Consider the following 20,363-nt stretch of genomic DNA (forward strand, 5'->3'; position numbering starts at 1 on the left):
CCGTCAGGACGCCTCGCGCAGCGCCCGCCGGCACAGCGAGTCCGCCCGGCGGGTGCTCTCGGGGATGCGGAACCGCGGGCTGAGCGCGAGGGCGTGTGCGCAGGCGTTGTCGAGCGAGACCCTGTGTCCCACGGACACGTACACCGGCTTGATCCCGTCCTGCGTCCGCAGTGCCCTCCCGACGACACCGCCGTCGCCCGCGAGCAGCGCGGCGGCGTCGCCCCGGTGTGGACCGGGCTCGTCGTAGGTGAAGGTGAACGGGTTCTTCGCCACGCCCATGCTGGGCAGCCCCGTCACCACCCCGAGGTGGCAGGCCAGCCCGAAGCCCCTGGGGTGCGCGAGCCCGTAGCCGTCGCAGACGACCAGGTCCGGCGGGACGGACAGCGCGTCGAGCGCCGCCAGGACGGTCGGCAGCTCCCGGAAGGCGAGCAGCCCGGGCACGTACGGAAAGCTGACGCGCCCGACGGCGGTCCGCTCCTCGACGACGTCCAGCGTCGCCGCGTCGAGCACCACGGCCGCGGCGGCCACCAGGTCCCGCCCGTCGTCGTACGCGACGTCCACTCCGGCGACGAGCCCGCGCCCGGTCGGTGGCCCGGCTTCGTCCAGCACGACGGCAGTGCGCAGCTCATCCTGTATCGCCCGGGCCTCGGCCTCGTCGGCGGGGGTCTTCACCATGGTCATGTGATGCGAGAGTAGCCTCACCCCATGTTTGTCATGGAGCTCACCTACACCGCGCCCCTCGAAGCCGTCGAGGAACAGCTCGACGCCCACATCGCCTGGCTGGACGCCCACTACGCCTCGGGCGTCTTCCTCGCCTCGGGCCGCAAGGTCCCCCGCGACGGCGGCATCATCCTGGCGTCGGGCGTCTCCCGCGAGGAGATCGAAAAGATCGCCGAGGAGGACCCCTTCACCACCGCGGGCCTCTGCGAATACCGCATCACGGAGTTCATCGCCACGAAGACGTCCCCGCCCCTGTCGGCAGCGCGGGAAACGGCGCGCGGCTAGAAAGCCGGGCAGCCGGGGAGGGGACAACACCGGCTGGGCGGCCGCGGCCGGCGCCTCGGGGGCGGTGAGCAACGACGGGAGCCGTGCGGCGGGAGCCGCTGACTCGGGGCCGGGTAGGCGACGGCGGAACCCGGGCCGCGGCAGCCGACGCCCGTCAGCCCATTGCCGTTCCGGCGCGGGCCGCCCTGCAAAGGGCGCTCCCTGCGGTGGCGTCGCTGACCGCCCCATACCGCTACACGCCCCCGCCTGTTCGGCGCCTGGCCACCGTCCTGGGCAGCGGAGCGCCCCAGATGATGCTCTGGGCGTGGTTTCATGCAGTTGCGGCCACCCGGCCGCCGCAAGGGCCTTGATGCCGGGGCTTGGGAGGGCGTGTGGCCGGGCCACGGCGCCGAGCGGGCGCGGCTGATGCCGGTGGGGCGAAAGGGGCAGCCGGGGCGGGAGAGCAAGGACTCTGACACACCCCATAGGCCGTCGCCCTCCGACCCCGACCGCGCGCCTCCCGCCGGCCCCGCTTCCGCCCCGTCAGCCGCGTTCCAAGCGTCCCACCCGGCCCTTCTCCCCCGCCGCCCAGCAGCTGCCGTCCGGGGTGCAGTCGACCGTGTCGAACGAGCCCGCGGACAGCGGGCGCCAGGTGCGGCCGCCGTCTGTGGTGGCGTCTGTGCCCGTCGGGCCGACCGCGAGGGCCGTGGCGCGGGTGTGCGGGAGCCAGGCCGCGCCCGAGCGGTAGGCCGGGGGCGGGGTGGTGGCGGGGGTCCAGCTGCGGCCGGCGTCCGCGGAGACGGCGGCGGCCTGCGGGGAGGTCTCGCCGGTGCGGTAGTCACCGCCGACGGCCAGGCCGGTCGTGCGGTCGCGGAAGGCGAGGGCGAAGACGCCCTTGGCCGGGTTGCCGGCCGGGATGCCGGACTCGGCGGTCCGCCAGGTGCGGCCGCGGTCCGATGAGTGCAGGATGCGGGCGGTGGCGCCGCCGCCGGTGGCGAGCCACACGTCGCGCGGCCCGGCGCTCACCAGGCACTGGCCGCTCGCCGCGAAGCCGGCTTCGCCCGACAGGGCCGGTGGCATGCCCGCGTCGGGCAGGACGGTCCAGCTGCGCCCGCCGTCGTCGGTGGACAGGATGCGGAACCTGCCGTCCACCGGGTCGCTCATGGCGAGGCCGTGCCGGGAGTCGAAGAAGGTCAGGCAGTCGTAGAAGGCACGCGGATCGGGGTTCCGGAAGGTTTCCGTCCAGGTGCGGCCGCCGTCTTCGGTGCGCAGCACCCGCGACGCCTCACCCTCGCCGATGGAGAGGGCGACGGCGCGGCGGGCGTCGAACGCCTCGATGTCGCGCAGTTCGAGGCCCTCGGCGGCGGCCGTGGGCGGTGAGACGTCCTGCCAGCTGCGACCCCCGTCGAGGGTGCGCAGCACGGTCCCCTTGGAGCCGGCCACCCAGGCGGTGGAGCGGTTGACGGCGGCCAGGCCGCGGAAGCGGGCGTCCTTGCCGGTCTGCTTGAGGGCCCATCCGGCGCCGCGTAAGGCCTGGTTGTCCCCGGCGGCGGGTGCGGTGGCGTCCGCGTGGGCGGGGGCGGCGGTGAGGGCGATCGCCGCCGCAACCGCCGCGGACATGCCAATTCTCAGGAGTCTCATGGCGCCGGAAGCTAGTGCACCCGCGGAGGCGCCGTCCAGGGTGCCCGCGGCGGGCCCCGAGGGCGTGCCGCCCCCTCGCCCGGGCAGGCGTTGGGCCTGTGGAGTGAGCGGGAATCGGCCGTTCTCGATTCACCCCCGGCGGGCGCCGGGGACGGGCGCCCCTTCGGCCGACGGAACGCTTTCGGTCACCGACTGTGACCGGATGGACGCGTTCCAGCCAATCGGTGACGCAGCTCACGTCATCGCCCGTGCACGGATTTGCCGATTGCGGCGTCTATCGGGTTGCCGGGCTCCAGCCCAGACCCGGCTGCAGATCCGCCGCAAGGGAGCGAGCCTTGATCACTGTTATCGAGCAGGCCGTGCAGGCACGTCTGGTAGCCACCGCACCGAAGGTGGAAACCGTACCCGTCACTCTCTGCTACGACCGGTCGGATCCGTTCGCCGTGCGGATGGCCTTCCCCGCTCCGGCCACGCTGGAGGGCGTCGAGGTGTCGTGGACGTTCGCGCGCGAGCTGCTGAGGTCGGGCCTGATCAGGCCGTCGGGCCAGGGCGACGTGCGGGTGCGCCCGTACGACGGGGAGCGGACGACGATCGAGTTCCACGCCCCGGAGGGTGTCGCGATCGTGCTGATGGAGACGGCGGAGCTGCGGCGTTTCCTGCGGAGGTCCGCGGAGGTGGTTTCGCCGGGCCACGAGCACCTCTACCTCGACATGGACCACAGCCTGGCGGAGCTGATGCGGGGTCCGCGCTGAGCCTGCCGGCGGCCGGGTAATTCGTTTGCGGGCGGCTTCGGCCGCCCGTAGCGTCATCGGCGTTCCCATCCCCGCCGAAACGGAGCAGGACGTTGCTCTTCTGAGGTCCGAGACACCGACCGACAGGGTCCACCCGGCGCATCGCGCATCCCACCCGTCCTCGGCTGTCTCCCCAGTTGCTCGCACCACTCACGCAACCTGGAGGCCTCCATGGGTAACACCTCTGCATTCATCACCTGCTCCGCGCTCTCCTTCGACTGGCCCGACGGCACGCCCGTCTTCGACGGCTTCGACCTGACGATCGGCCCCGGACGCACCGGGCTCATCGGGCGCAACGGCAGCGGGAAGTCCACCCTGCTGAAGCTGATCACCGGCCGACTCGCGCCTCGTGACGGCCGGTTGGCCGTGTCGGGCACGGTCGGCCACCTGCCGCAGGACATCACCCTCGACACCTCGCTGCGCGTCGACGAGGCCCTCGGCATCCGCGGCGTGCGGGCCGCCCTGCACGCGATCGAGGCCGGCGAGGCGACCGAGGCGAACTTCGCCGCCGTCGGCGACGACTGGGACGTCGAGGAGCGGGCCCTCGCCGCCCTCGACCAGCTGGGCCTCGGGCCGGTCGGCCTGGACCGCACCGTCGGCGAACTGTCCGGCGGTGAAAGCGTGTTGCTGCGGCTGGCGGCGCTGCTGCTGGCGCGCCCCGACGTGCTGCTGCTGGACGAGCCCACGAACAACCTGGACCTGCGGGCCCGCCGCCGGCTGTACGCGGCGGTCGAGTCCTGGCCGGGGGTGCTGCTGCTGGCGAGCCACGACCGGGAGCTGCTGGAGCGGGTCGACCAGATCGCCGAGCTCCACGAGGGCGAGGTCCACTGGTACGGCGGCAACTTCAGCGCCTACGAGCAGCAGCTGGCGGCCGAGCAGGAGGCGGCCGAGCGGCTGGTCAGGGTCGCGGAGGCCGATGTGCAGCGGCAGAAGCGCGAGCTGTCGGACGCGCACGTGAAGCTGGCGCGGCGCAGGCGGTTCGCACAGAAGATGTACGAGAACAAGCGCGTGCCGAAGATCGTCGCGAACAACCGCAGGAGCGCGGCGCAGCAGTCCGCCGGCAAGCACCGCACGCTGCATGCCGAGCGGCTCACGCAGGCACGGGAACGGCTCGACCAGGCGGTGGAGGCGGTCCGGGACGACGACGAGATCCGCATCGAGCTGCCGGCGACGCTGGTCCCGCCGGGCCGGCGGGTCCTGGACCTGTCGCGGCTGCGGCTCGCGCACGGGGCCGGGGCGCCGCTGGACTGGGACCTGCGGGGGCCCGAGCGGGTCGCCCTGGTCGGCCGCAACGGCTCGGGCAAGACGACACTGCTGCGGACGGTCGAGGGGCTGCTGGAGCCGGAGTCCGGCGAGGTGGCCGTCCACGTGCCCGCGCGGTTCCTGCCGCAGCGGCTGGACGTGCTGGACGACGGGCTGTCGGTCGTGGAGAACGTGGCCCGGTTCGCGCCCCAGGCTTCGAACAACGTGGTGCGGGCGCGGCTCGCGCACTTCCTGTTCCGCGGCGCCCGCGCCGACCGGGCGGCCGGCGCCCTCTCGGGCGGGGAGCGGTTCCGGGCGGCGCTCGCGGCGCTGCTGCTGGCCGAGCCGGCTCCGCAGCTGCTGATGCTGGACGAGCCGACGAACAACCTGGACCTGGCGAGCGCGGGCCAGCTCGCCGGTGCGCTGGAGTCGTACCAGGGGGCGCTGATCGTCGCGAGCCACGACGTGCCGTTCCTGGAGTCGGTCGGCATCACCCGCTGGCTGCTGCTCGACGGCGACCTGCGGCCCACGACGGCGGAAGAGGTCCGCGAGACCCTCTGGTCCGCCTGACCCGGCGGGGCGCCCCTCTCCCGCCCCGCCCCACCCCCGTCCCCTGCCCTCCCGTGCGGCCGCGTGCCGCCGTCAAGGCGGGGGCGGGGGCCACCTTCGTGCGTGACATTCGACGCGTCTGCGGCCCCGTACACCCCGATCAACTGCAGAGATAACGGGACGTAGCCGGTCATATGAACGACCGGGGCTTGGCTGACCCTCACGGTCCGCTTAACCTACGGCGTCGTAGGCTACGGAACCGTAGGTAATTCGCTTTGTCCCCAGGAGTACCCGTGACGATCACCTCTCCCCACCTCGGCAGCTCTGCGGCGTGGACCGACGCGAAGCTGCTGTACGCGCTGGAAGAGGTGGTCGAGAAGGAGCTCAACCGCCACCTGAAGGTCACCAAGGACTGGATGCCCCACGAGTACGTCCCGTGGAGCGACGGCCGGAACTTCCCGGCGTTCTTCGAGGACGGCGAGGCCTGGGACCCGCAGCAGTCCAAGGTCACGGACATCGGCAAGATCGCCTTGGTCGTGAACCTGCTGACCGAGGACAACCTGCCCAGCTACCACCACGAGATCGCCACGCTGTTCGGGCGGAACGGCGCCTGGGGCACCTGGGTCCACCGCTGGACCGCCGAGGAGGGCCGCCACGGCATCGTGATGCGCGACTACCTGCTGGCCTCGCGCGCCGTGGACCCGGACAAGCTCGAAGCGTTCCGCATGCAGCACATGTCGGAGGGCTTCGAGTCCGACAACCGCCACTCGATGCTGCACTCTGTGGCGTACGTCGCGTTCCAGGAGCTGGCCACCCGCATCTCGCACCGCAACACCGGCCACCAGTCCGGCGACCCGGTCTGCGACCGCATGCTGGCCCGCATCGCGCAGGACGAGAACCTGCACATGATCTTCTACCGGAACCTGCTGGGCGCGGCCTTCGACATCGCCCCCGACCTGACGATGCAGGCCGTGCGCGACGTCGTGGTGAACTTCCGGATGCCCGGACACGGCATGCCGGGCTTCGAGCGGATGGCCGCCCAGATGGCGATCGGCGGCGTCTACAACCTGCGCATCCACCACGACGACGTCCTGAGCCCCGTCATCCGCTTCCTGAAGATCATGAGCATCGACGGCCTCGGCCCGGAGGGCCGGCAGGCCCAGGAGGAGCTCGGCCTCTTCATGGACGGCCTGGACTCCGAGGCCCGCAAGTTCGACGAGCGCCTCGCCGCCCGCGCGGCCCGCCTGGCGGCCCGCAAGGGCTGACTGGCCGCTGCCGCGGCCCGGCCGGATGCCGGCCGGGTCAGCGGCGCGGGCGCAGCGCGAGGCGCTCCGCCTCGGACAGGCCGCCCCACACACCGAAGCGCTCGTCGTTGGCGAGGGCGTACTCCAGGCAGCCGGCCCGCACCTCGCACGCCGCGCACAGCCGCTTCGCCTCCCGCAGCGAGTTGCCCGGCTCGGGGAAGAAGAAGTCCGCGCCCGTCTGCGCGCACAGCGCGAACTCGTACCAGGCGGGGGCCGCGGAGGCCGCGGCGGGAGCGGTGGTGGTGTTCATCGACATGCCGCCGATCCTCACGCCCGGCGATGGACGTCTGATCAACGACCCATCAACACCGCCGGCAGCGGAGCGCCCGGTGCGCACCTTCCACCCCACCGCCCGCCGGCATCCGGCCGCCCCGCACCCGGCGGTTCACCCCGCCCCCGCATCCTCGGCGGACTCGGCGGACTCGGCGGACTCGGCAGGTCCGGCCTTCCTCGCGCGGCTCGGCTGAACGCGCTTGGGCTCGCCCGGCATCTTCGGGTAGTCCGGCGGGTACGGCATGTCGCCGAGGCCCTCGTCGTGCTCCTGCCGCTCGGCGAGTTCCAGCGCGGCATCCAAGGTGAAGGCGTGGTCGTCCATGTCGGCGTGCAGGTCGCCGAGCTCGGCGTACCGGTCGGGCATCGTGGTGATGTCGAAGTCCCGGGGCTCCGCGGAGTCCAGCTCGTCCCAGCGGAGCGGGGCCGACACCGGGGCGTGGGGGCGGGGCCGCACGGAGTACGCCGAGGCGATGGTGCGGTCGCGGGCCGTCTGGTTGTAGTCGACGAAGATCCGCTCGCCGCGCTCCTCCTTCCACCAGGCGGTGGTGACCCGGCCCGGCATGCGGGCCTCCAGTTCGCGTCCGATCGCGATCGCGCAGCGCCGTACGTCGGTGAAGGTCCACCGCGGCTCGATCGGGACGAACACGTGCAGCCCGCGCCCGCCCGAGGTCTTGGGCCAGCCGCGCAGGCCCAGCTCCTCCAGGATGTCGCGCAGCTCGTGCGCGGCGACCACCGCGTCGCCGTAGTCGGTGCCCGGCTGGGGGTCGAGGTCGATGCGCAGCTCGTCGGGCCGGTCGGTGTCCTCCCGGCGTACCGGCCAGGGGTGGAAGGTGAGGCAGCCGAGGTTGGCGGCCCACAGCACGGCGGCCGGCTCGGTCGGGCAGATCTCGTCGGCGGTGCGCCCGCTGGGGAAGGCGATGTGGGCGGTGGGGATCCAGTCGGGCAGGGTTTTCGGGGCGCGCTTCTGGAAGAAGGACTCGCCCTCCACCCCGTCGGGATACCGCTCCAGCGTGGTGGGGCGGTCGCGCAGGGCGCGGGTGATGCCGTCCCCGACGGCCAGGTAGTACTGGGCGACATCGAGCTTGGTGAGGCCCCGCTCGGGGAAGTACACCTTGTCCGGATTGGACAGGCGCACCTTCCGGCCGCCCGCCTCCAGCTCGATCGCTTTTCCGGATGCACCCATGTGCGCCACGGTAGGCGGGCCCGACCCGACGCGCATACCGGGCGAAGGCCGCCATACCGCCGCAGAATCGTGGGCATGGACCTGCCCGTGATGCCGCCCGTGCTGCCGATGCTCGCCAAGTCGGTGCCGAAGATCCCGCCGGGCATGCAGTACGAGGCGAAGTGGGACGGCTTCCGCGCCATCGTCCACCGCGACGGCGACGAGATCGAACTCGGCAGCCGCACGGGCAAGCCGCTGAACAGGTACTTCCCCGAACTCGTGAGCGCTTTGAAGGAGAACCTGCCGGACCGCTGCGTGGTCGACGGCGAGATCGTCATCGTGCACGGCGGGCGGCTGGACTTCGACCGGCTGACCGAGCGGATCCACCCCGCCAAATCCCGCGTCGACCTCCTGGCCGCCACCACCCCCGCCAGCTTCGTCGCCTTCGACCTGCTCGCCCTCGGCGACGAGTCCCTCCTCGACGCCCCCCTCACCGTCCGCCGCAGCGCCCTGTGCTCCGCCCTCGCCACCACTCGGCCCCCCGTCCACCTCGCGCCCGCCACCACCGACCCCGCGCTCGCGCAGCAGTGGTTCGAGCAGTTCGAAGGCGCCGGGCTCGACGGAGTGGTCGCCAAACCGCTCGACCTGCCCTACCGGCCCGATGCGCGCCTCATGTTCAAAATCAAGCACGAGCGTACGGCCGACGTCGTCGTCGCCGGTTTCCGTTTCCACAAGACCGGTCCGGTTGTCGGATCGCTGCTGCTGGGCCTCCACGACGACCGCGGCGCCCTCCAGCACGTCGGCGTCTGCGCCGCCTTCCCCATGAAGCGCCGGGCCGAACTCGTCGAGGAACTCGCGCCGCTGCGCATGGAGGACGCCTCCGGCCACCCGTGGGCCGCATGGGCCGAGGAGTCCGCGCACGAGAGCGCCCGACTGCCCGGCGCGCAGAGCCGCTGGACCGGCAAGAAGGACCTCTCCTGGGTGCCGCTGCGCCCCGAGCGCGTGTGCGAGGTCGCCTACGACCACATGGAGGGCGACCGCTTCCGCCACACGGCCCAGTTCCGCCGCTGGCGCCCCGACCGAGCCCCCGAGAGCTGTACGTACGCCCAGCTCGACGAGGTCGTCGGCTACGACCTCGCCGAAGTCCTCGGCACCGGCCCCGCCGCCTGAACGCCGACCCGGCCCACCCGCCGGGCGGCTTCTCCCCCTCCCCCGGCCCCGGCCCGGCCGCGTGCGGCGCCGTAGTCCGGCCGATCCTCCGGCCGGCGCCCCACCCGCCCCGCGCCTCCTCGCCTACCGCGCCCCGTGCGCCTGCCGGGACCGGTGGGCCGCGAGGGCCCGCTGCGTCGCCTCCTCGATCAGGTCCGCGTTGATCGCGACGGCCGCGCGCACCCCCGCCGCGGCCGCCGCAGCCAGCTGGCCCATCGGGCTGGTGAGGTTCCCGGCGGCCCAGACGCCCCGCAGGGCGGTCGCCCCGGTCGCCGGGTCCGCCTCCAGGCAGGTGCCGATCTGCACCCCGTCCCGCTCCACGCCGGTCACCGGCAGGCCGAGCGACCGGGCCACCCCGGCGCGCGCCGTGAACCGCGGCGCCACCACCAGCGCCCGGCACTCCACGCTCCCGCCGCCGGCCAGGGTCACCCCGGACAGGCCGCCGGCGCCGACGGCCAGGCCGGTGGCCTCGCCCTCCACCACCGGCACGTCCAGCGCCGCGAGCAGCTCCCGCTGCTGCGCCCCAGGCCGCCAGGCGTGCGCCAGCAGCATCACCCGGTCGCTCCAGTTCCGCCACGTCTGCGCCTGGTGCACGGCGAGCGGCCCCCCGGCCAGCACGGCGATCGGCAGGTCGCGGACCTCCCAGCCGTGGCAGTACGGGCAGTGCAGCACATCCAGCCCCCACCGCTCCCGCAGCCCGGGCACGTCCGGCAGCTCGTCGACCAGGCCCGTCGCCAGCAGCAGCCGCCCGGCCCGGACGGCCGACCCGTCCGCGCACCGCAGCGCGAAGCCGCCCTCCGCGAGCCGGTCCGCCGCGAGCACCGTCCCCGCCGCGGCCGACCGGATCTCGGCGCCGTACGCGGCCGCCTCGGCGCGCCCGGTCGCCGACAGCTCGGCGGGGGCGGCCCCGTCGCGTCCGAGGTAGCCGTGCAGGTGCTCCGCGGACGCGTTGCGCGGACTGCCCGCGTCGAGCACCACCACCGTGCGCCGCGCCCTCGCCAGGGTCAGCGCTCCCGCGAGCCCGGCGGCGCCGCCGCCCACCACCGCCACGTCGTACACCCGACCGCCACCGGTGCCCATGCGTTCCTCCTCGCGTCGCTTCCGCGGCCGCCCGTGCCGGCCGGACGTACCCTGCGGGCGAGGGTGCGCCCGCAGCCGGCGCCGTGTCACACACGTTTGCCGGACCGGCAAACTGGTCGGACCCGCACGCCACCAGGAGGGACAGTCCCATGACCACGCGCCCCGAACGCCCCCAGCGCGCCGCCCCGCAGCCCAACGCCGTCGTCGGCGTCGGGCTCGTCGTCCGCGACCCGGCCGGGCGGGTGCTCCTCGGCCGGGCGCACGACGGCCGGTGGGAGCTGCCCGGCGGGAAGGTCGACCCCGGGGAGGGCTTCGAGCAGGCTGCGGCCCGGGAGCTGGCCGAGGAGACGGCCCTGCGGGCGGACCCGGCGGGCATCCGGATCCTCGGGGTGCACATCGACTCGCAGGGGGGCGTGACCCGGCTGACGGCCGCGGCGGTCGCCGCGGCGGCCGAGGGAACGCCGCGGGTCACCGAGCCGCACAAGATCACAACGTGGGAGTGGTTCGCGCCCGCCGACATCCCGGAGGCCCTGTACGCCCCGTCAACGCTCGTCCTGCGCACCTGGCGGCCGGAGCTGGTCCCGGCAGTGCCGCGGCTGCCCGCGCACTCCTACCCGACGGCCTCCCCCGCCGCTACGGACGCCCCGCAGCGGCCCGCATGAGCGGCGGCGCGGCCGTGATCCGGCCCGCCGCGGTTCAGCGCAGGTACCCCAGTCCCGGGTGGACGGCCCGGTACGCGTCGAGCAGCCGCCGGGCCACGGCCGCCGAGTCCACCAGCGGATGCAGCGCGAATGCCTTCGCCGCGGCCGACCGGGAGCCGCTCTCCGACGCCGCCAGCACCTCCCGCTCGACGGCCTTCACCGCGGTCACCAGGCCGGTGGCGTGGAGCGGCAGCGCGTCGACGGCGACCGGGTGGGCGCCGTTCGCACCGACCAGGCAGGGCACCTCGATGACGGCCTCCGCGTCGAGGACGGACAGCGTCGACCGGTTGCGGACGTTGAGGATCAGCGTGGTCCGCTCGTCGCGGGCGATGGCCCGCATCAGCGCCAGCGCGACCTTCTCGTACCCGCCGGACTCCAGGTCGCCGTCCTCGCGCCCGCCGGCGCCCGCCGCCTCGCGGTTCTCCGCCATGTACGTGGCCTCGCGCTCGGCCCGGGTCCGCTCCCAGGCGGCCAGCGCCGCCTCGGGTGCGAGGCCTGGCCGGCCGGCCTCGGCGTAGAAGCCGCGCTGCTGGTCGCGCAGGAACGCGCCGCGGGTCTGGCGGGCCTCCCGGTAGGCCCGTACGGTCTCGCGGTTGAAGTAGTAGTAGTGCAGGTACTCGTTCGGGATCGCGCCGAGCGCGCGCAGCCACTCGGCGCCGAAGAGGCGGCCCTCCTCGAAGGATTCCAGCGCCTTCGCGTCGTCCAGCAGCCGCGGCAGCTCGTCGCGGCCGCCGACGCGCAGGCCCCGCAGCCAGCCCAGGTGGTTGAGGCCGACGTAGTCGACCCAGGCGTCCTCGGGGCGGGCGCCGAGCACCCGGGCGACGCGCCGGCCGAGCCCCACCGGGGAGTCGCAGATGCCGATGACCCGGTCGCCGAGGATCTCCGCCATGGCCTCGGTGACCAGGCCGGCCGGGTTGGTGAAGTTGATGACCCACGCCTCGGGGGCCCGCCGCGCCACGGCCCGGGCGATCGCGCGGGCGACCGGCACCGTCCGCAGCCCGTACGCGATCCCGCCCGCGCCGACCGTCTCCTGGCCCAGCACGCCCTCGGCCAGGGCGACCCGCTCGTCCGCGGCGCGCCCCTCCAGACCGCCGACGCGGATCGCGGAGAACACGAAGTCGGCGCCGGCCAGGGCCTCGTGGAGGTCGGTGGTCGCCGTCACGACCGGGGCGGGGCCGGGCGGCGGGGTGCCGGGGGCCGCCTCGGCGGCGGCGGCCTGGCCGGCGAGCACCCGCGCCATGGCGGCGAGCCGCGCCGGGTCCTCGTCGTGGAGCACCACGTGCGTCACGCGGCCCTCGCCCCCGTCGCCGAGCAGCGCGCCGTACACGAGCGGAACCCGGAATCCGCCCCCGCCGAGGATGGTCAGCCGCACGCCCCTACCGCCCTTCGCCAGTGCCGCCGCCGATGCCACGATCCGCGGCATTCGGTCGGCGGCGCACGAGTGAGGGCTCCAGTGTCCCCCGCGCGGGGCGGCGTACGGCGGTCAGTCGCCGAGCGAGGGGACGGCGCGCAGCCTCGGGCCCTGCCGGTGCGGGGCGGAGCCGCCGCGCGCCGGGCCGGCCGCGGGGCCCTGCGGGGCGGAGAGGACCAGGGTGATCCGGGTGAAGCCCATGGCGTCGAGCATCCGGCTGGATTCGGCCACGATCCGGCACCGCACGAGGCCTGCCTGGGGGTCCCAGTGGCGGACGGTGCGGACGGAGCCGTCGCGTTCGGCGGCTTCGGGCCCATGGGTCTTCAGCCAGTGGGGGACGCCGTACCGGTAGGCGGCCTCCATGAAGGGGTCCCGGGCGATCTCCTGGCGGATGCTGCGCAGCCCCTCGTCCTCGGGGGCGGCCTCCAGGGCGTTGGCGAACTGGGCCATGAGCGGGACGCACCAGGCCGGTTCGTGGTCCTCCAGCACCGCGGCCGCGTCGGGGTGGAAGAGCACGAAGCGCAGGAAGTTGTCGTCGGGGAGGGCGGTCGGGTGGGGGCGTACCGACTGGAAGAGCCGGTCGAAGGCCGAGTTGGTCAGCGCGACGTCCCAGCGGTGGTCGACCAGGAAGGAGGGATGGGGCACAGCCTCCATGAGGGCGGCGTAGTCCACCAGGTAGTCACGATGGGCGGGGTCGTCGGGCAGCCGGTTGTCCTCGGCGGCCCGCCAGGTCGGCGGAGGATCGCGGTCCACCATGACCCGGAACAGCCAGAAGCACTGCCGCTCGCTCATTTCCAGGGCTTCCGCCAAGGCGAGCAGCTTGCGGTCCGTCCATTCCTTGACCAGGCCGCGTTCCCAGTTCCCGTAGGCGCGCACGCTGATCCGCAACCGGGCGGCGAGGTCTTCCTGGCTCAGGCCCAGTTCCTCGCGGCGCTGGCGCAAAATCTCCTTGCGTCGCTCCGACCGCACTGCACCGCGTGCGGACTCCTCGCCCGCCAGGCGCTCCTCACCGGCTCGGGCGAGGCCATCGGACGGGCCCACCGCTGCGAGATGTGGCACCGAGAGCTCCCCCTCCTCACGGTCTGGATCTTCAATTTCCTGTGGCGATCCTGCTACCGACTTCATTCGAGTGTCAACTATCGTGGCAATTCCAGCCTCTTGACAGCTCATTCGCGCCACAGCTGTGGCAAGTTCTGGCCCTGCGGCGGCGGAACGGCTAGATTCCAAAAGCCGACCATGTGCCCGAACCGACTCGCCGCGATCTAGGAGAACCACTGGTGACAGACGGCTTCCCGGCTCCCGTCGCGGTGGCCAACCCGTCCCTGGCAGCCACCGTCACGCGCGTCGCCGAACTCGCGGGCAAGATGGGCCGCGACCCGAACAAGGTCTTCGACCTGCGCCGCCTCTCCGAGGCCTCCGGCGTACCCACCGACGTCGTGAAGAGCCTGCTGGACGGCCGACCTGCCGGAGAGCCCTGCCTGCAGACCCGGTTCCTCCAGCGCCTGGACCTGCTCCGGCGCACCCGGCTGAAACCCAACGGCCGCCGCTACACCCAGCAGGAGATCGCCGACGGCGCCGGCATGTCCCGACAGCAGGCGGGCGCGCTCATCAACGGCGACCGCCGCCCCACCATGGAGCACTGCGACGCCATCCAGCGCTTCTTCGGCGTCCACGCGGGCTTCCTCACCGCCCACGACTCCGACGCGCTGCTCGACGCGCTCCTGCGCACCGAACAGCAACTGCTCCAGGACTACGCGGGCCGCACGCGCGAGACCGTCCCCTCCCCGGCCGCGTCCGCCGGCGACCCGCTCGCAAGACTCCTCCAGAACCACGGCGTCCGGGGCATCGCCTGGCGCGCCGCCCAACTGCCCAGCGACAAGCACCGCGACAAGGTGACGGAATGGCTGGACATGCTCCTCGAAAGCGTCAAACCGAACGAATCCTGACCCAGTCGAGAGTCTGGGTCTGATCCTTGAGTCCTGATCCGGATCCACGCCGACGGGGAGAACGGTGAGCATAGGCAGAGAGCAGCGCCGGTTGTGCGGCGAACTGGTGGCCGGCCTCCGGCTGCCCGCGCCCGTGGAACCCGTGGACCTCTACGCCGCGCTCTGCGAGGGCATGAGCAGACACCGCGGCCGTCGGGTCGACTTCCGGATGGCCTCCTTCCCACCCGGCACGGCCAGCGGCCTGTGGCTCGACCTCGCCGACCGCGACCTGGTCGTCATCGAGGAACGCACCGCACCGGACCACCAACTCGTCATCCTCGGCCACGAGCTGTGGCACATGAAGGCCGGCCACTGCAGCCACCACGTCGACGGCGCAGCCGTCGCCGCCCGCCTGCTCACCGACGAGGCCGACCTCGGCGAGACCGTCCGCCGCGTCGCCGCACGCACCCGCGCCGACGTCCGCGAGGAGACCGAAGCGGAGACCTTCGGCCTCCTCCTGGGCAGCCGCTGCCGCACGTGGCTCGCGGGCGCCGCCCACCGGGCACCCGCCCAACGCGACCAGCTCGCCGGCCGCATCGAGGCGTCCCTCGGATATCGGGGGCACAGGAACGAGCGTTGAACGGCCAGGACTACTACATACCGGCAGCGGCACTGGCGGTCGCACTCGCCTTCAAACTGCCGGCCCTGCGCAACAACTGGCGCGACCCCCTGCTGCGCTCGGTCTGCGCCCTGCTGATCCTGGCCGGTTCGGTGTTCACCTTCGCCGCTCCCCCGACCATCGCCGCCGTCAACGAGTGGACCGGCGTCACCAACTTCTCGGCCCCGCTGGTCTACTGCCTCATCACCATGTTCAGCGCCTCCTGCCTGGTGCTCATAGTGAACTGGCGCGGCGGACCGCCGGAACAGACCCGCCGCACCTCCCACCGCTGGATCGTCGGCTACGGCGCCATCGTCGTCGTCCTGGTCGTGCTCTTCCTGCTCGGCGAAGCCCCGGTCGAGCGGCTGCGCGACTTCGACACCTACTACGCCAACACCCCGTACATCCGGTACATGATCGCCCTGTACCTCACCGCCCACCTGGTCGCGGCCGTCGTGATGGTCGCCATGTGCCTGCGCTGGTCCCTCCAGGTACGCGGGTGGCTGCGCACCGGCCTGATGATCATCGTGGCCGGCTACGTGTTCAACCTCAGCTACGACGCCACGAAGATCTCCGCGGTGGTCGCCCGCTGGTTTGGCCACGACCTCGACGACCTGAGCACGTACGCCGCTCCTCCGCTCGCCTCCATCGGCGCCCTGATCAGCGCCGTCGGATTCGTCCTGCCCCTGGTGTGCCAGCGGATGTCCGACAACTGGCAGACCTGGGACACCTACCGCCGCCTCGGCCCCCTGTGGGCCGAGGTCCAGCCGTGCACGCCCAGCGGAACACCGTGCGTGAAGATGTCCTGGTGGTCACCGCCCGAGCTGCGTGTGATCCAGCGCGAGTCGGACATCCACGACGCGTTCCTCCACCTGGGCCCGTACTTCGACGAACGCCACCGGGACCGCGCGTACGAACTGGCGGTAGCGGGCGGAGCCGACGAGGACACGGCCCGCACGGTGGGCGAGGCGGCGATGGTCTCGGCGGCGGTACGCGCCCACTCGGCAGACCCCGACGGCAGAACCATCGACATCCGCGAGGAACCCGCCGCGGACAGCCCGACGGGCCCCCGCGACCTCCTCGGCATCTCGCAGGCCCTCCGCGACTCCCCGGTGGTGGCGGCCCTCCGCGGGGCGTCGACCCTGTCGGGGCCGGGGGCGCGCTGAGGGGCGGGCGCGGAAGCGGAAAGCGCCGTCGCTTCCGGCTCCCGACTCACCGGCTCCCGCTCCATCCCACCCCGCCGCCTCCCCGACCCCGCCCTTGTGCCCCCGCCCGCCCCTCAGGCCTTCGCCGCCAGCGCCGCCGCTCGGGGGAACAGTTCCTGGAACGGGCTGGCCGAATCGATTCCCTCGCGGCCGTAGGGGGCGTCGAAGCTCCAGACCAGGAACAGCAGGAAGACGATCAGGGCGGTGAACATCCCGGCCAGCAGGAGTTCTCGGCTTGAGCGGCGGATCTGGAGGGTGAAGATCAGGCCGATCGTGACGACGCCGCCGGTGAGGAGGCCGAACCACACCACGTTCGGCAGGGTCGACTCGTCGCTCTGGACGCGCGAGTGGCGGGCGTCGTCGGCGGTCGCGATGTGGTCCAGCAGCGGCTGGTAGGCCTGGGCCTGGAGTTCGGTCGTGGGGCTCTGGTGGGTGACGTCGCTGCGGAGCTTCGCCAGCAGCTCGCCGCCCTCCGCGGAGGCGGTCTCGCCCGCCGTCAGCTTCGGCCAGTCGACGGCGACGGTGTGGGCGACGTACGCGTCCACCTCGCCGCGGATGCGGTCCCGGACGGCGGCGGGGTAGACGTCGGCGCGCTGGCTGACCTCGTAGAGCGCCTGCGCCTCGCGGCGCACGCTGTCCTCGGCGGCGCCGCGCGCCTCCCAGACGCCCGCGATGGCGAGGCCCAGGACGATCGCGTAGACCACGCCGACCATCATGGTCATGTACTCGATGACGTTGGGCGTTTCGCTGGTGTCCTCGTCCGGGGAGACCCGGCGGTGCCGGAGCGCGGTGAAGGCGAAGACGAGGGCGCAGACGAGCACCATGGCGGTGGCCAGGACCAGCCATTCGGACACGAGGGGTTCTCCCGTCGGGTAGTTCGGGTAGTCGGGTCGGTTGCTGGGGGCGGACGCCGCGCGTCAGCCGCGCCCCTTCGAGCGCGGTCGCAGTGCGGCCGCGGCCAGTACCGCCGGGGTGGTGACCACGGCCATGATCATCACGGTGGACAGGTTCCCCGCCTCGCGCGGAGCCGCCGCGTGTGAGCGGTACGGGCGCACCCGGAAGGCGGTCGTCTGCGCGGCCACCGCTGCGGGCGGGGGCGGGGCGCCGGCTGCGGCCGGCGGGGGCTCGGCAGGCGGCGCGGGATCGGGTGCGGGTGCCGGGGGCTCCGGAGGCGCGGGCTGGGCCTTCGCCGCGGGTGGCGGCGGTGCGGCGGGGGCGGGGAGGTGCCCGGGGTGGTGGACGGTGGGCGCGGCGGGGGCGGGGGCGGGCGGCTGGACGACGGGTGGGGCCGGGGGTTGCGGTTCCGGGGCCGGGGTCGGCTGGCAGGCGGCGGGGGCCGCCGGGGCCGGGGGCTGCTCGGGGGCGGACAGGGCGGGGGGCCCGTCTGCGGCGGCCGGGTCGTCGTACGCGTACGCGACGTGGGCGTGCAGCGGGCTGAGGGCCGCCGCAAGGCCTGCTCCGGCGAGGTACCGCCAAGCGGTCACCGCGGCCTCCGTTCCGCTGGGAATGTGGGGTTTCGGCAGAAGAAACGATCACGGCCGTTTCGCGACACGCCCTGCGGCTCCGAGATCCCCTCATGGGGTACGGCTCCCCCTCCGGGCGCCGCTGCGGCCGGCCGCCGGCCGGCGGCCTCGGGGGTCACCGGGGCGGCCCGGCACGCCGCGGCGGTGCGCGGCGGGCCGCCCGATGATCGGAGCCGCGTATTGCCGCAGGTCGGCGGGGTGGCGAGCGGCCGGCAAGCAGGGACGGTGGCGGTGGAAGCGGAGTTCGGGGGACGGCGGGGCGGGCGGGCACGGTCTGGAGGCCGCGGTCGACGCCCCAGGGGCGGGATGCGGGCGGACCCCGTACGGCTCGCGGCGATCCCCTCCGTGGCCTTCCCGGGGCATCCGCCGGAACCGGTGCAGGAGGCGCACACCCGGCCGCCGCGCTGCTGCGGGACGTCGGGGTGCCGGTGGTGGAGCGGCTTGACCTGGCGGACAAGGCGCGGTGTTGTCGGAATTGCGCGGCACTGTGGTGGCGATGGCGGCGTTCGTGCGGGAGTACGCGGCGGACTACCGGGCGGGCGGCTACCGGCCGGCGTGCGGGTAGCCGATGGAGCGGCCGGTTCCTTGCAGCCGGCGGGCTTCGGGGGCGGCTGTCCAACCGGCCTTTTCGGCTGGCCGAAGTGACGCTGCGTCGGCTTCTGCCGTCCGTCGCCCACCCGGCCGATCGGGCGGTGAACGCCCTCGCCTAGGGTGGGCGTCATGTCCCGTTTCGACCCCGCGCCGGACGCCGGTCCCGTACCCGCGCCCGTCGTCGAGCCGCCGACGGCCGTGTGGGCGGCGCTGCGGCGGCCGGGGCGCTTCCTGCTGTCGTGGTGGCCGTGGCGCTGCTGGGCCCATGCGGTCAGCGGCGCCGTGCTGGGGTACGCGGTACTCGTCGCGCTCGGGCTGCTCGTCTTCCTCGGGGTGGTCACCGCGGTCGCCGGCGTGGGGCTGCTGGTGCTGGTCTGTGTGGTGGTTGCCGCGGTGCCTTTGGGGCGTTTCGAGCGGTGGCGGCTGCGCTGGGTGGAGCCGGTTCCCGTGCCCGATCCACATCCCCCGGTCGCCGGTGGCAATCCCGCGGCCTGGCTGTGGACGCGTCTCCGGGAGCGGGCGACGCGGCGGGAGTTGGCCTATGTGGCGCTGCTGGGGCCGGTGTTCGGGGCGGCCGGGTTCGGGGTGCTGGTGCTGCTGGCGTTCTCGCTGATCCTGGTGGCAGTTCCGGTGATCGTGTGGGCGATCGCCCCGGACCGGGTGATGTTGATCCCGGGCCGGGCGGTCGCGAGCCCCTGGGAGGGGCTGGCCGGTACCGCCGTGGGGCTGGTGGGGCTGGTGTTGGCGGCGTACGCGGGCGGGCTGCTGTCGGTGGTGCAGGTGAAGACTGCGCGGCTGCTGCTCGGGCCGCGCGCGGAGGACCCGCGGGTGGTGGAGCTGACGCGGTCCCGGGTCAGGCTGGTGGACGCGTTCGAGGCCGAGCGGCGGCGCATCGAGCGGGACCTGCACGACGGCGCGCAGCAGCAGTTGGTGGTGCTCAGCATGACGCTGGGGCTGGCCGAGCGGGAGCTGCGGGATGTGCCGGAGGCGGCGCGCGCGGCCGAGCTGGTGGGCCGCGGGCGGGAGGAGGCGAAGCAGGCGCTGGCGCAGCTGCGCGACCTGGTCCGGGGGATACACCCGCGGGTGCTGACCGACCACGGGCTGGCGGCGGCGGTCGCGGAAGTGGCGCTGCGGCATCCGGTGCCGGTGGCCGTGGAGTTGGAGGGGGTGCCGCGGCTGCCGGGGCCGGTGGAGGCGACGGCGTACTTCACGGTGGCGGAGGCGTTGGCGAACGCCGCCAAGCACAGCGGCGCCTCGCACGTCCGGGTGTGGGGCCGAGTGGACTCCGGGATGCTGTCGCTGTCGGTGTGCGACGACGGCCGGGGTGGCGCCGATCCGGCCGCCGGAGCCGGACTGGCGGGCCTGGCCGACCGGTTGGCGGTGCTGCGGGGGAGACTGACGGTGTCGAGCCCGGTGGGCGGGCCGACGGAACTGCGTGTGGAGGTGCCGTGCTCCGGCTGATCCTGGCCGAGGATTCCGTCCTGCTGCGGGCGGGGCTCGCGGAGGTCCTGACCCGCAGCGGGCACGAGGTGGCGGCTGCGGTCGGGGACGCGGACGGGCTGCTGCGGGCGGTCGCGGCGGAGCGGCCGGACGTGGTCGTCACCGACGTGCGGATGCCGCCCGAGCACCGGGACGAGGGGCTGCGGGCCGCGCTGGAACTGCGGTCCGCGGACCCGTCGCTGCCGGTCCTGGTGCTGTCGCAGTACGTGGCGACCGCGTACGCCGCCCGTCTGTTCGGCGGGGCTCCGGGGTCGGCGGGCGGGCTCGGCTACCTCCTGAAGGACCGGGTCGGGGAGGTCGACGAGTTCCTGGACGCGCTGGAGCGGGTCGCCGCGGGGCAGACGGTGATCGACCCGGAGGTGGTGCGCGTGCTGCTCGCCCACCGTCCCGGCGGCCATCCGCTGGCCCGGCTGACTCCGCGCGAGCGGGAGGTGCTCGCGCTGATGGCCGAGGGGCTGACCAACCAGGCGGTGGCGGCGCGGCTGTTCGTGACGGAGGCCGCCGTCGTCAAGCACGCGAGCAGCATCTTCACCAAGCTCGATCTGGACCCGGCGGAGGGCAACCGGCGCGTCCTCGCCGTCCTCGCGCATCTGCGGGCCGCCGCCGGCTGAGCC

General features: G+C 73.9%; 20 protein-coding genes. 11 read left to right on the plus strand and 9 right to left on the minus strand.

Going from position 1 to position 20,363, the window contains the following annotated elements; translation table 11 throughout:
* Positions 1-3: 3 nt before the first annotated feature.
* Positions 4-681, minus strand: a complete 678-nt coding sequence (locus ACZ462_RS22780) for an endonuclease V (protein ID WP_467804767.1) — start codon at positions 679-681, stop codon at positions 4-6.
* A 24-nt stretch (positions 682-705) separates the two neighbouring features.
* Here ACZ462_RS22780 and ACZ462_RS22785 point away from each other — a divergent pair, with 24 nt between their 5' ends.
* Complete coding sequence (locus ACZ462_RS22785; protein WP_467804766.1) at positions 706-1,005, plus strand: YciI family protein; 300 nt, start codon at positions 706-708, stop codon at positions 1,003-1,005.
* A gap of 522 nt (positions 1,006-1,527) precedes the next feature.
* On the opposite strand, the gene ACZ462_RS22790 is transcribed toward ACZ462_RS22785, so the two are convergent.
* Complete coding sequence (locus tag ACZ462_RS22790) at positions 1,528-2,604, minus strand: WD40/YVTN/BNR-like repeat-containing protein (RefSeq protein ID WP_467804764.1); 1,077 nt, start codon at positions 2,602-2,604, stop codon at positions 1,528-1,530.
* A gap of 356 nt (positions 2,605-2,960) precedes the next feature.
* Between ACZ462_RS22790 and ssgD the strand changes: the two genes are divergently transcribed.
* The 3 genes from ssgD (at position 2,961) to ACZ462_RS22805 (ending at position 6,472) form a co-directional block, all read left to right on the plus strand.
* Positions 2,961-3,377, plus strand: a complete 417-nt coding sequence (gene ssgD / locus ACZ462_RS22795) for a spore wall synthesis regulator SsgD (RefSeq protein WP_467804763.1) — start codon at positions 2,961-2,963, stop codon at positions 3,375-3,377.
* Positions 3,378-3,587: 210 nt separating this feature from the next.
* Positions 3,588-5,228 (plus strand): ABC-F family ATP-binding cassette domain-containing protein, encoded by a 1,641-nt coding sequence (locus ACZ462_RS22800; RefSeq protein WP_467804762.1) that lies wholly within the window; start codon positions 3,588-3,590, stop codon positions 5,226-5,228.
* Positions 5,229-5,500: 272 nt separating this feature from the next.
* Positions 5,501-6,472 carry an acyl-ACP desaturase gene (locus ACZ462_RS22805; protein ID WP_467804761.1) on the plus strand — a complete coding sequence of 324 codons (972 nt, stop codon included), beginning with the start codon at positions 5,501-5,503 and terminating at the stop codon, positions 6,470-6,472.
* A 37-nt stretch (positions 6,473-6,509) separates the two neighbouring features.
* Here the strand turns inward: ACZ462_RS22805 and ACZ462_RS22810 are convergent, their stop codons facing one another.
* Positions 6,510-6,767: a WhiB family transcriptional regulator gene (locus tag ACZ462_RS22810; protein WP_467804760.1), complete on the minus strand. Its 258-nt coding sequence runs from the start codon at positions 6,765-6,767 to the stop codon at positions 6,510-6,512.
* A 129-nt stretch (positions 6,768-6,896) separates the two neighbouring features.
* Positions 6,897-7,967: a non-homologous end-joining DNA ligase gene (gene ligD / locus ACZ462_RS22815; RefSeq protein WP_467804759.1), complete on the minus strand. Its 1,071-nt coding sequence runs from the start codon at positions 7,965-7,967 to the stop codon at positions 6,897-6,899.
* A gap of 75 nt (positions 7,968-8,042) precedes the next feature.
* On the opposite strand from ligD, the gene ACZ462_RS22820 reads away from it, so the two are divergent.
* Entirely contained in the window at positions 8,043-9,116 is a 1,074-nt protein-coding gene (locus tag ACZ462_RS22820) for an ATP-dependent DNA ligase (protein WP_467804757.1), read from the plus strand.
* A 123-nt stretch (positions 9,117-9,239) separates the two neighbouring features.
* On the opposite strand, the gene ACZ462_RS22825 is transcribed toward ACZ462_RS22820, so the two are convergent.
* Entirely contained in the window at positions 9,240-10,235 is a 996-nt protein-coding gene (locus ACZ462_RS22825; protein WP_467804756.1) for an NAD(P)/FAD-dependent oxidoreductase, read from the minus strand.
* A gap of 149 nt (positions 10,236-10,384) precedes the next feature.
* Between ACZ462_RS22825 and ACZ462_RS22830 the strand changes: the two genes are divergently transcribed.
* Positions 10,385-10,897, plus strand: a complete 513-nt coding sequence (locus tag ACZ462_RS22830; protein ID WP_467804755.1) for a nucleotide triphosphate diphosphatase NUDT15 — start codon at positions 10,385-10,387, stop codon at positions 10,895-10,897.
* Between the two features lie 34 nt (positions 10,898-10,931).
* Here the strand turns inward: ACZ462_RS22830 and ACZ462_RS22835 are convergent, their stop codons facing one another.
* Both ACZ462_RS22835 and ACZ462_RS22840 read right to left on the minus strand, forming a co-directional pair.
* The gene (locus tag ACZ462_RS22835) at positions 10,932-12,308 is read right to left on the minus strand and encodes a 6-phospho-beta-glucosidase (RefSeq protein WP_467804754.1); all 1,377 of its coding nucleotides are present in this window, start codon (positions 12,306-12,308) and stop codon (positions 10,932-10,934) included.
* Between the two features lie 111 nt (positions 12,309-12,419).
* A complete protein-coding gene (locus tag ACZ462_RS22840; RefSeq protein WP_467804752.1) occupies positions 12,420-13,289 on the minus strand; it encodes a helix-turn-helix domain-containing protein in 870 nt (289 codons plus the stop codon).
* Positions 13,290-13,624: 335 nt separating this feature from the next.
* Between ACZ462_RS22840 and ACZ462_RS22845 the strand changes: the two genes are divergently transcribed.
* The 3 genes from ACZ462_RS22845 to ACZ462_RS22855 all read left to right on the plus strand — a co-directional run bounded on the left by ACZ462_RS22845 (position 13,625) and on the right by ACZ462_RS22855 (position 16,096).
* A complete protein-coding gene (locus ACZ462_RS22845; protein WP_114055005.1) occupies positions 13,625-14,293 on the plus strand; it encodes a helix-turn-helix domain-containing protein in 669 nt (222 codons plus the stop codon).
* Between the two features lie 64 nt (positions 14,294-14,357).
* Positions 14,358-14,912, plus strand: coding sequence for a toxin-antitoxin system, toxin component (locus tag ACZ462_RS22850; protein WP_467804751.1), 555 nt, complete (start codon positions 14,358-14,360; stop codon positions 14,910-14,912).
* Positions 14,909-16,096: an MAB_1171c family putative transporter gene (locus ACZ462_RS22855; protein ID WP_467804750.1), complete on the plus strand. Its 1,188-nt coding sequence runs from the start codon at positions 14,909-14,911 to the stop codon at positions 16,094-16,096. Before ACZ462_RS22850 ends, ACZ462_RS22855 begins: the two co-directional genes overlap by 4 nt.
* A gap of 113 nt (positions 16,097-16,209) precedes the next feature.
* Here ACZ462_RS22855 and ACZ462_RS22860 read toward each other — a convergent pair whose 3' ends face one another.
* Together ACZ462_RS22860 and ACZ462_RS22865 are read right to left on the minus strand one after the other, a co-directional pair.
* Positions 16,210-16,989: a bestrophin-like domain gene (locus ACZ462_RS22860; RefSeq protein WP_467804749.1), complete on the minus strand. Its 780-nt coding sequence runs from the start codon at positions 16,987-16,989 to the stop codon at positions 16,210-16,212.
* A 63-nt stretch (positions 16,990-17,052) separates the two neighbouring features.
* The gene (locus tag ACZ462_RS22865; protein ID WP_467804748.1) at positions 17,053-17,619 is read right to left on the minus strand and encodes a hypothetical protein; all 567 of its coding nucleotides are present in this window, start codon (positions 17,617-17,619) and stop codon (positions 17,053-17,055) included.
* A 759-nt stretch (positions 17,620-18,378) separates the two neighbouring features.
* Between ACZ462_RS22865 and ACZ462_RS22870 the strand changes: the two genes are divergently transcribed.
* The gene (locus ACZ462_RS22870; protein ID WP_467804747.1) at positions 18,379-19,710 is read left to right on the plus strand and encodes a sensor histidine kinase; all 1,332 of its coding nucleotides are present in this window, start codon (positions 18,379-18,381) and stop codon (positions 19,708-19,710) included.
* A complete protein-coding gene (locus ACZ462_RS22875; RefSeq protein ID WP_467804746.1) occupies positions 19,698-20,360 on the plus strand; it encodes a response regulator transcription factor in 663 nt (220 codons plus the stop codon). The genes ACZ462_RS22870 and ACZ462_RS22875 overlap by 13 nt, the downstream gene beginning before the upstream one ends.
* The last annotated feature ends 3 nt before the right edge of the window (positions 20,361-20,363 follow it).

The organism is Streptomyces sp. NPDC031121, assembly GCF_055570615.1.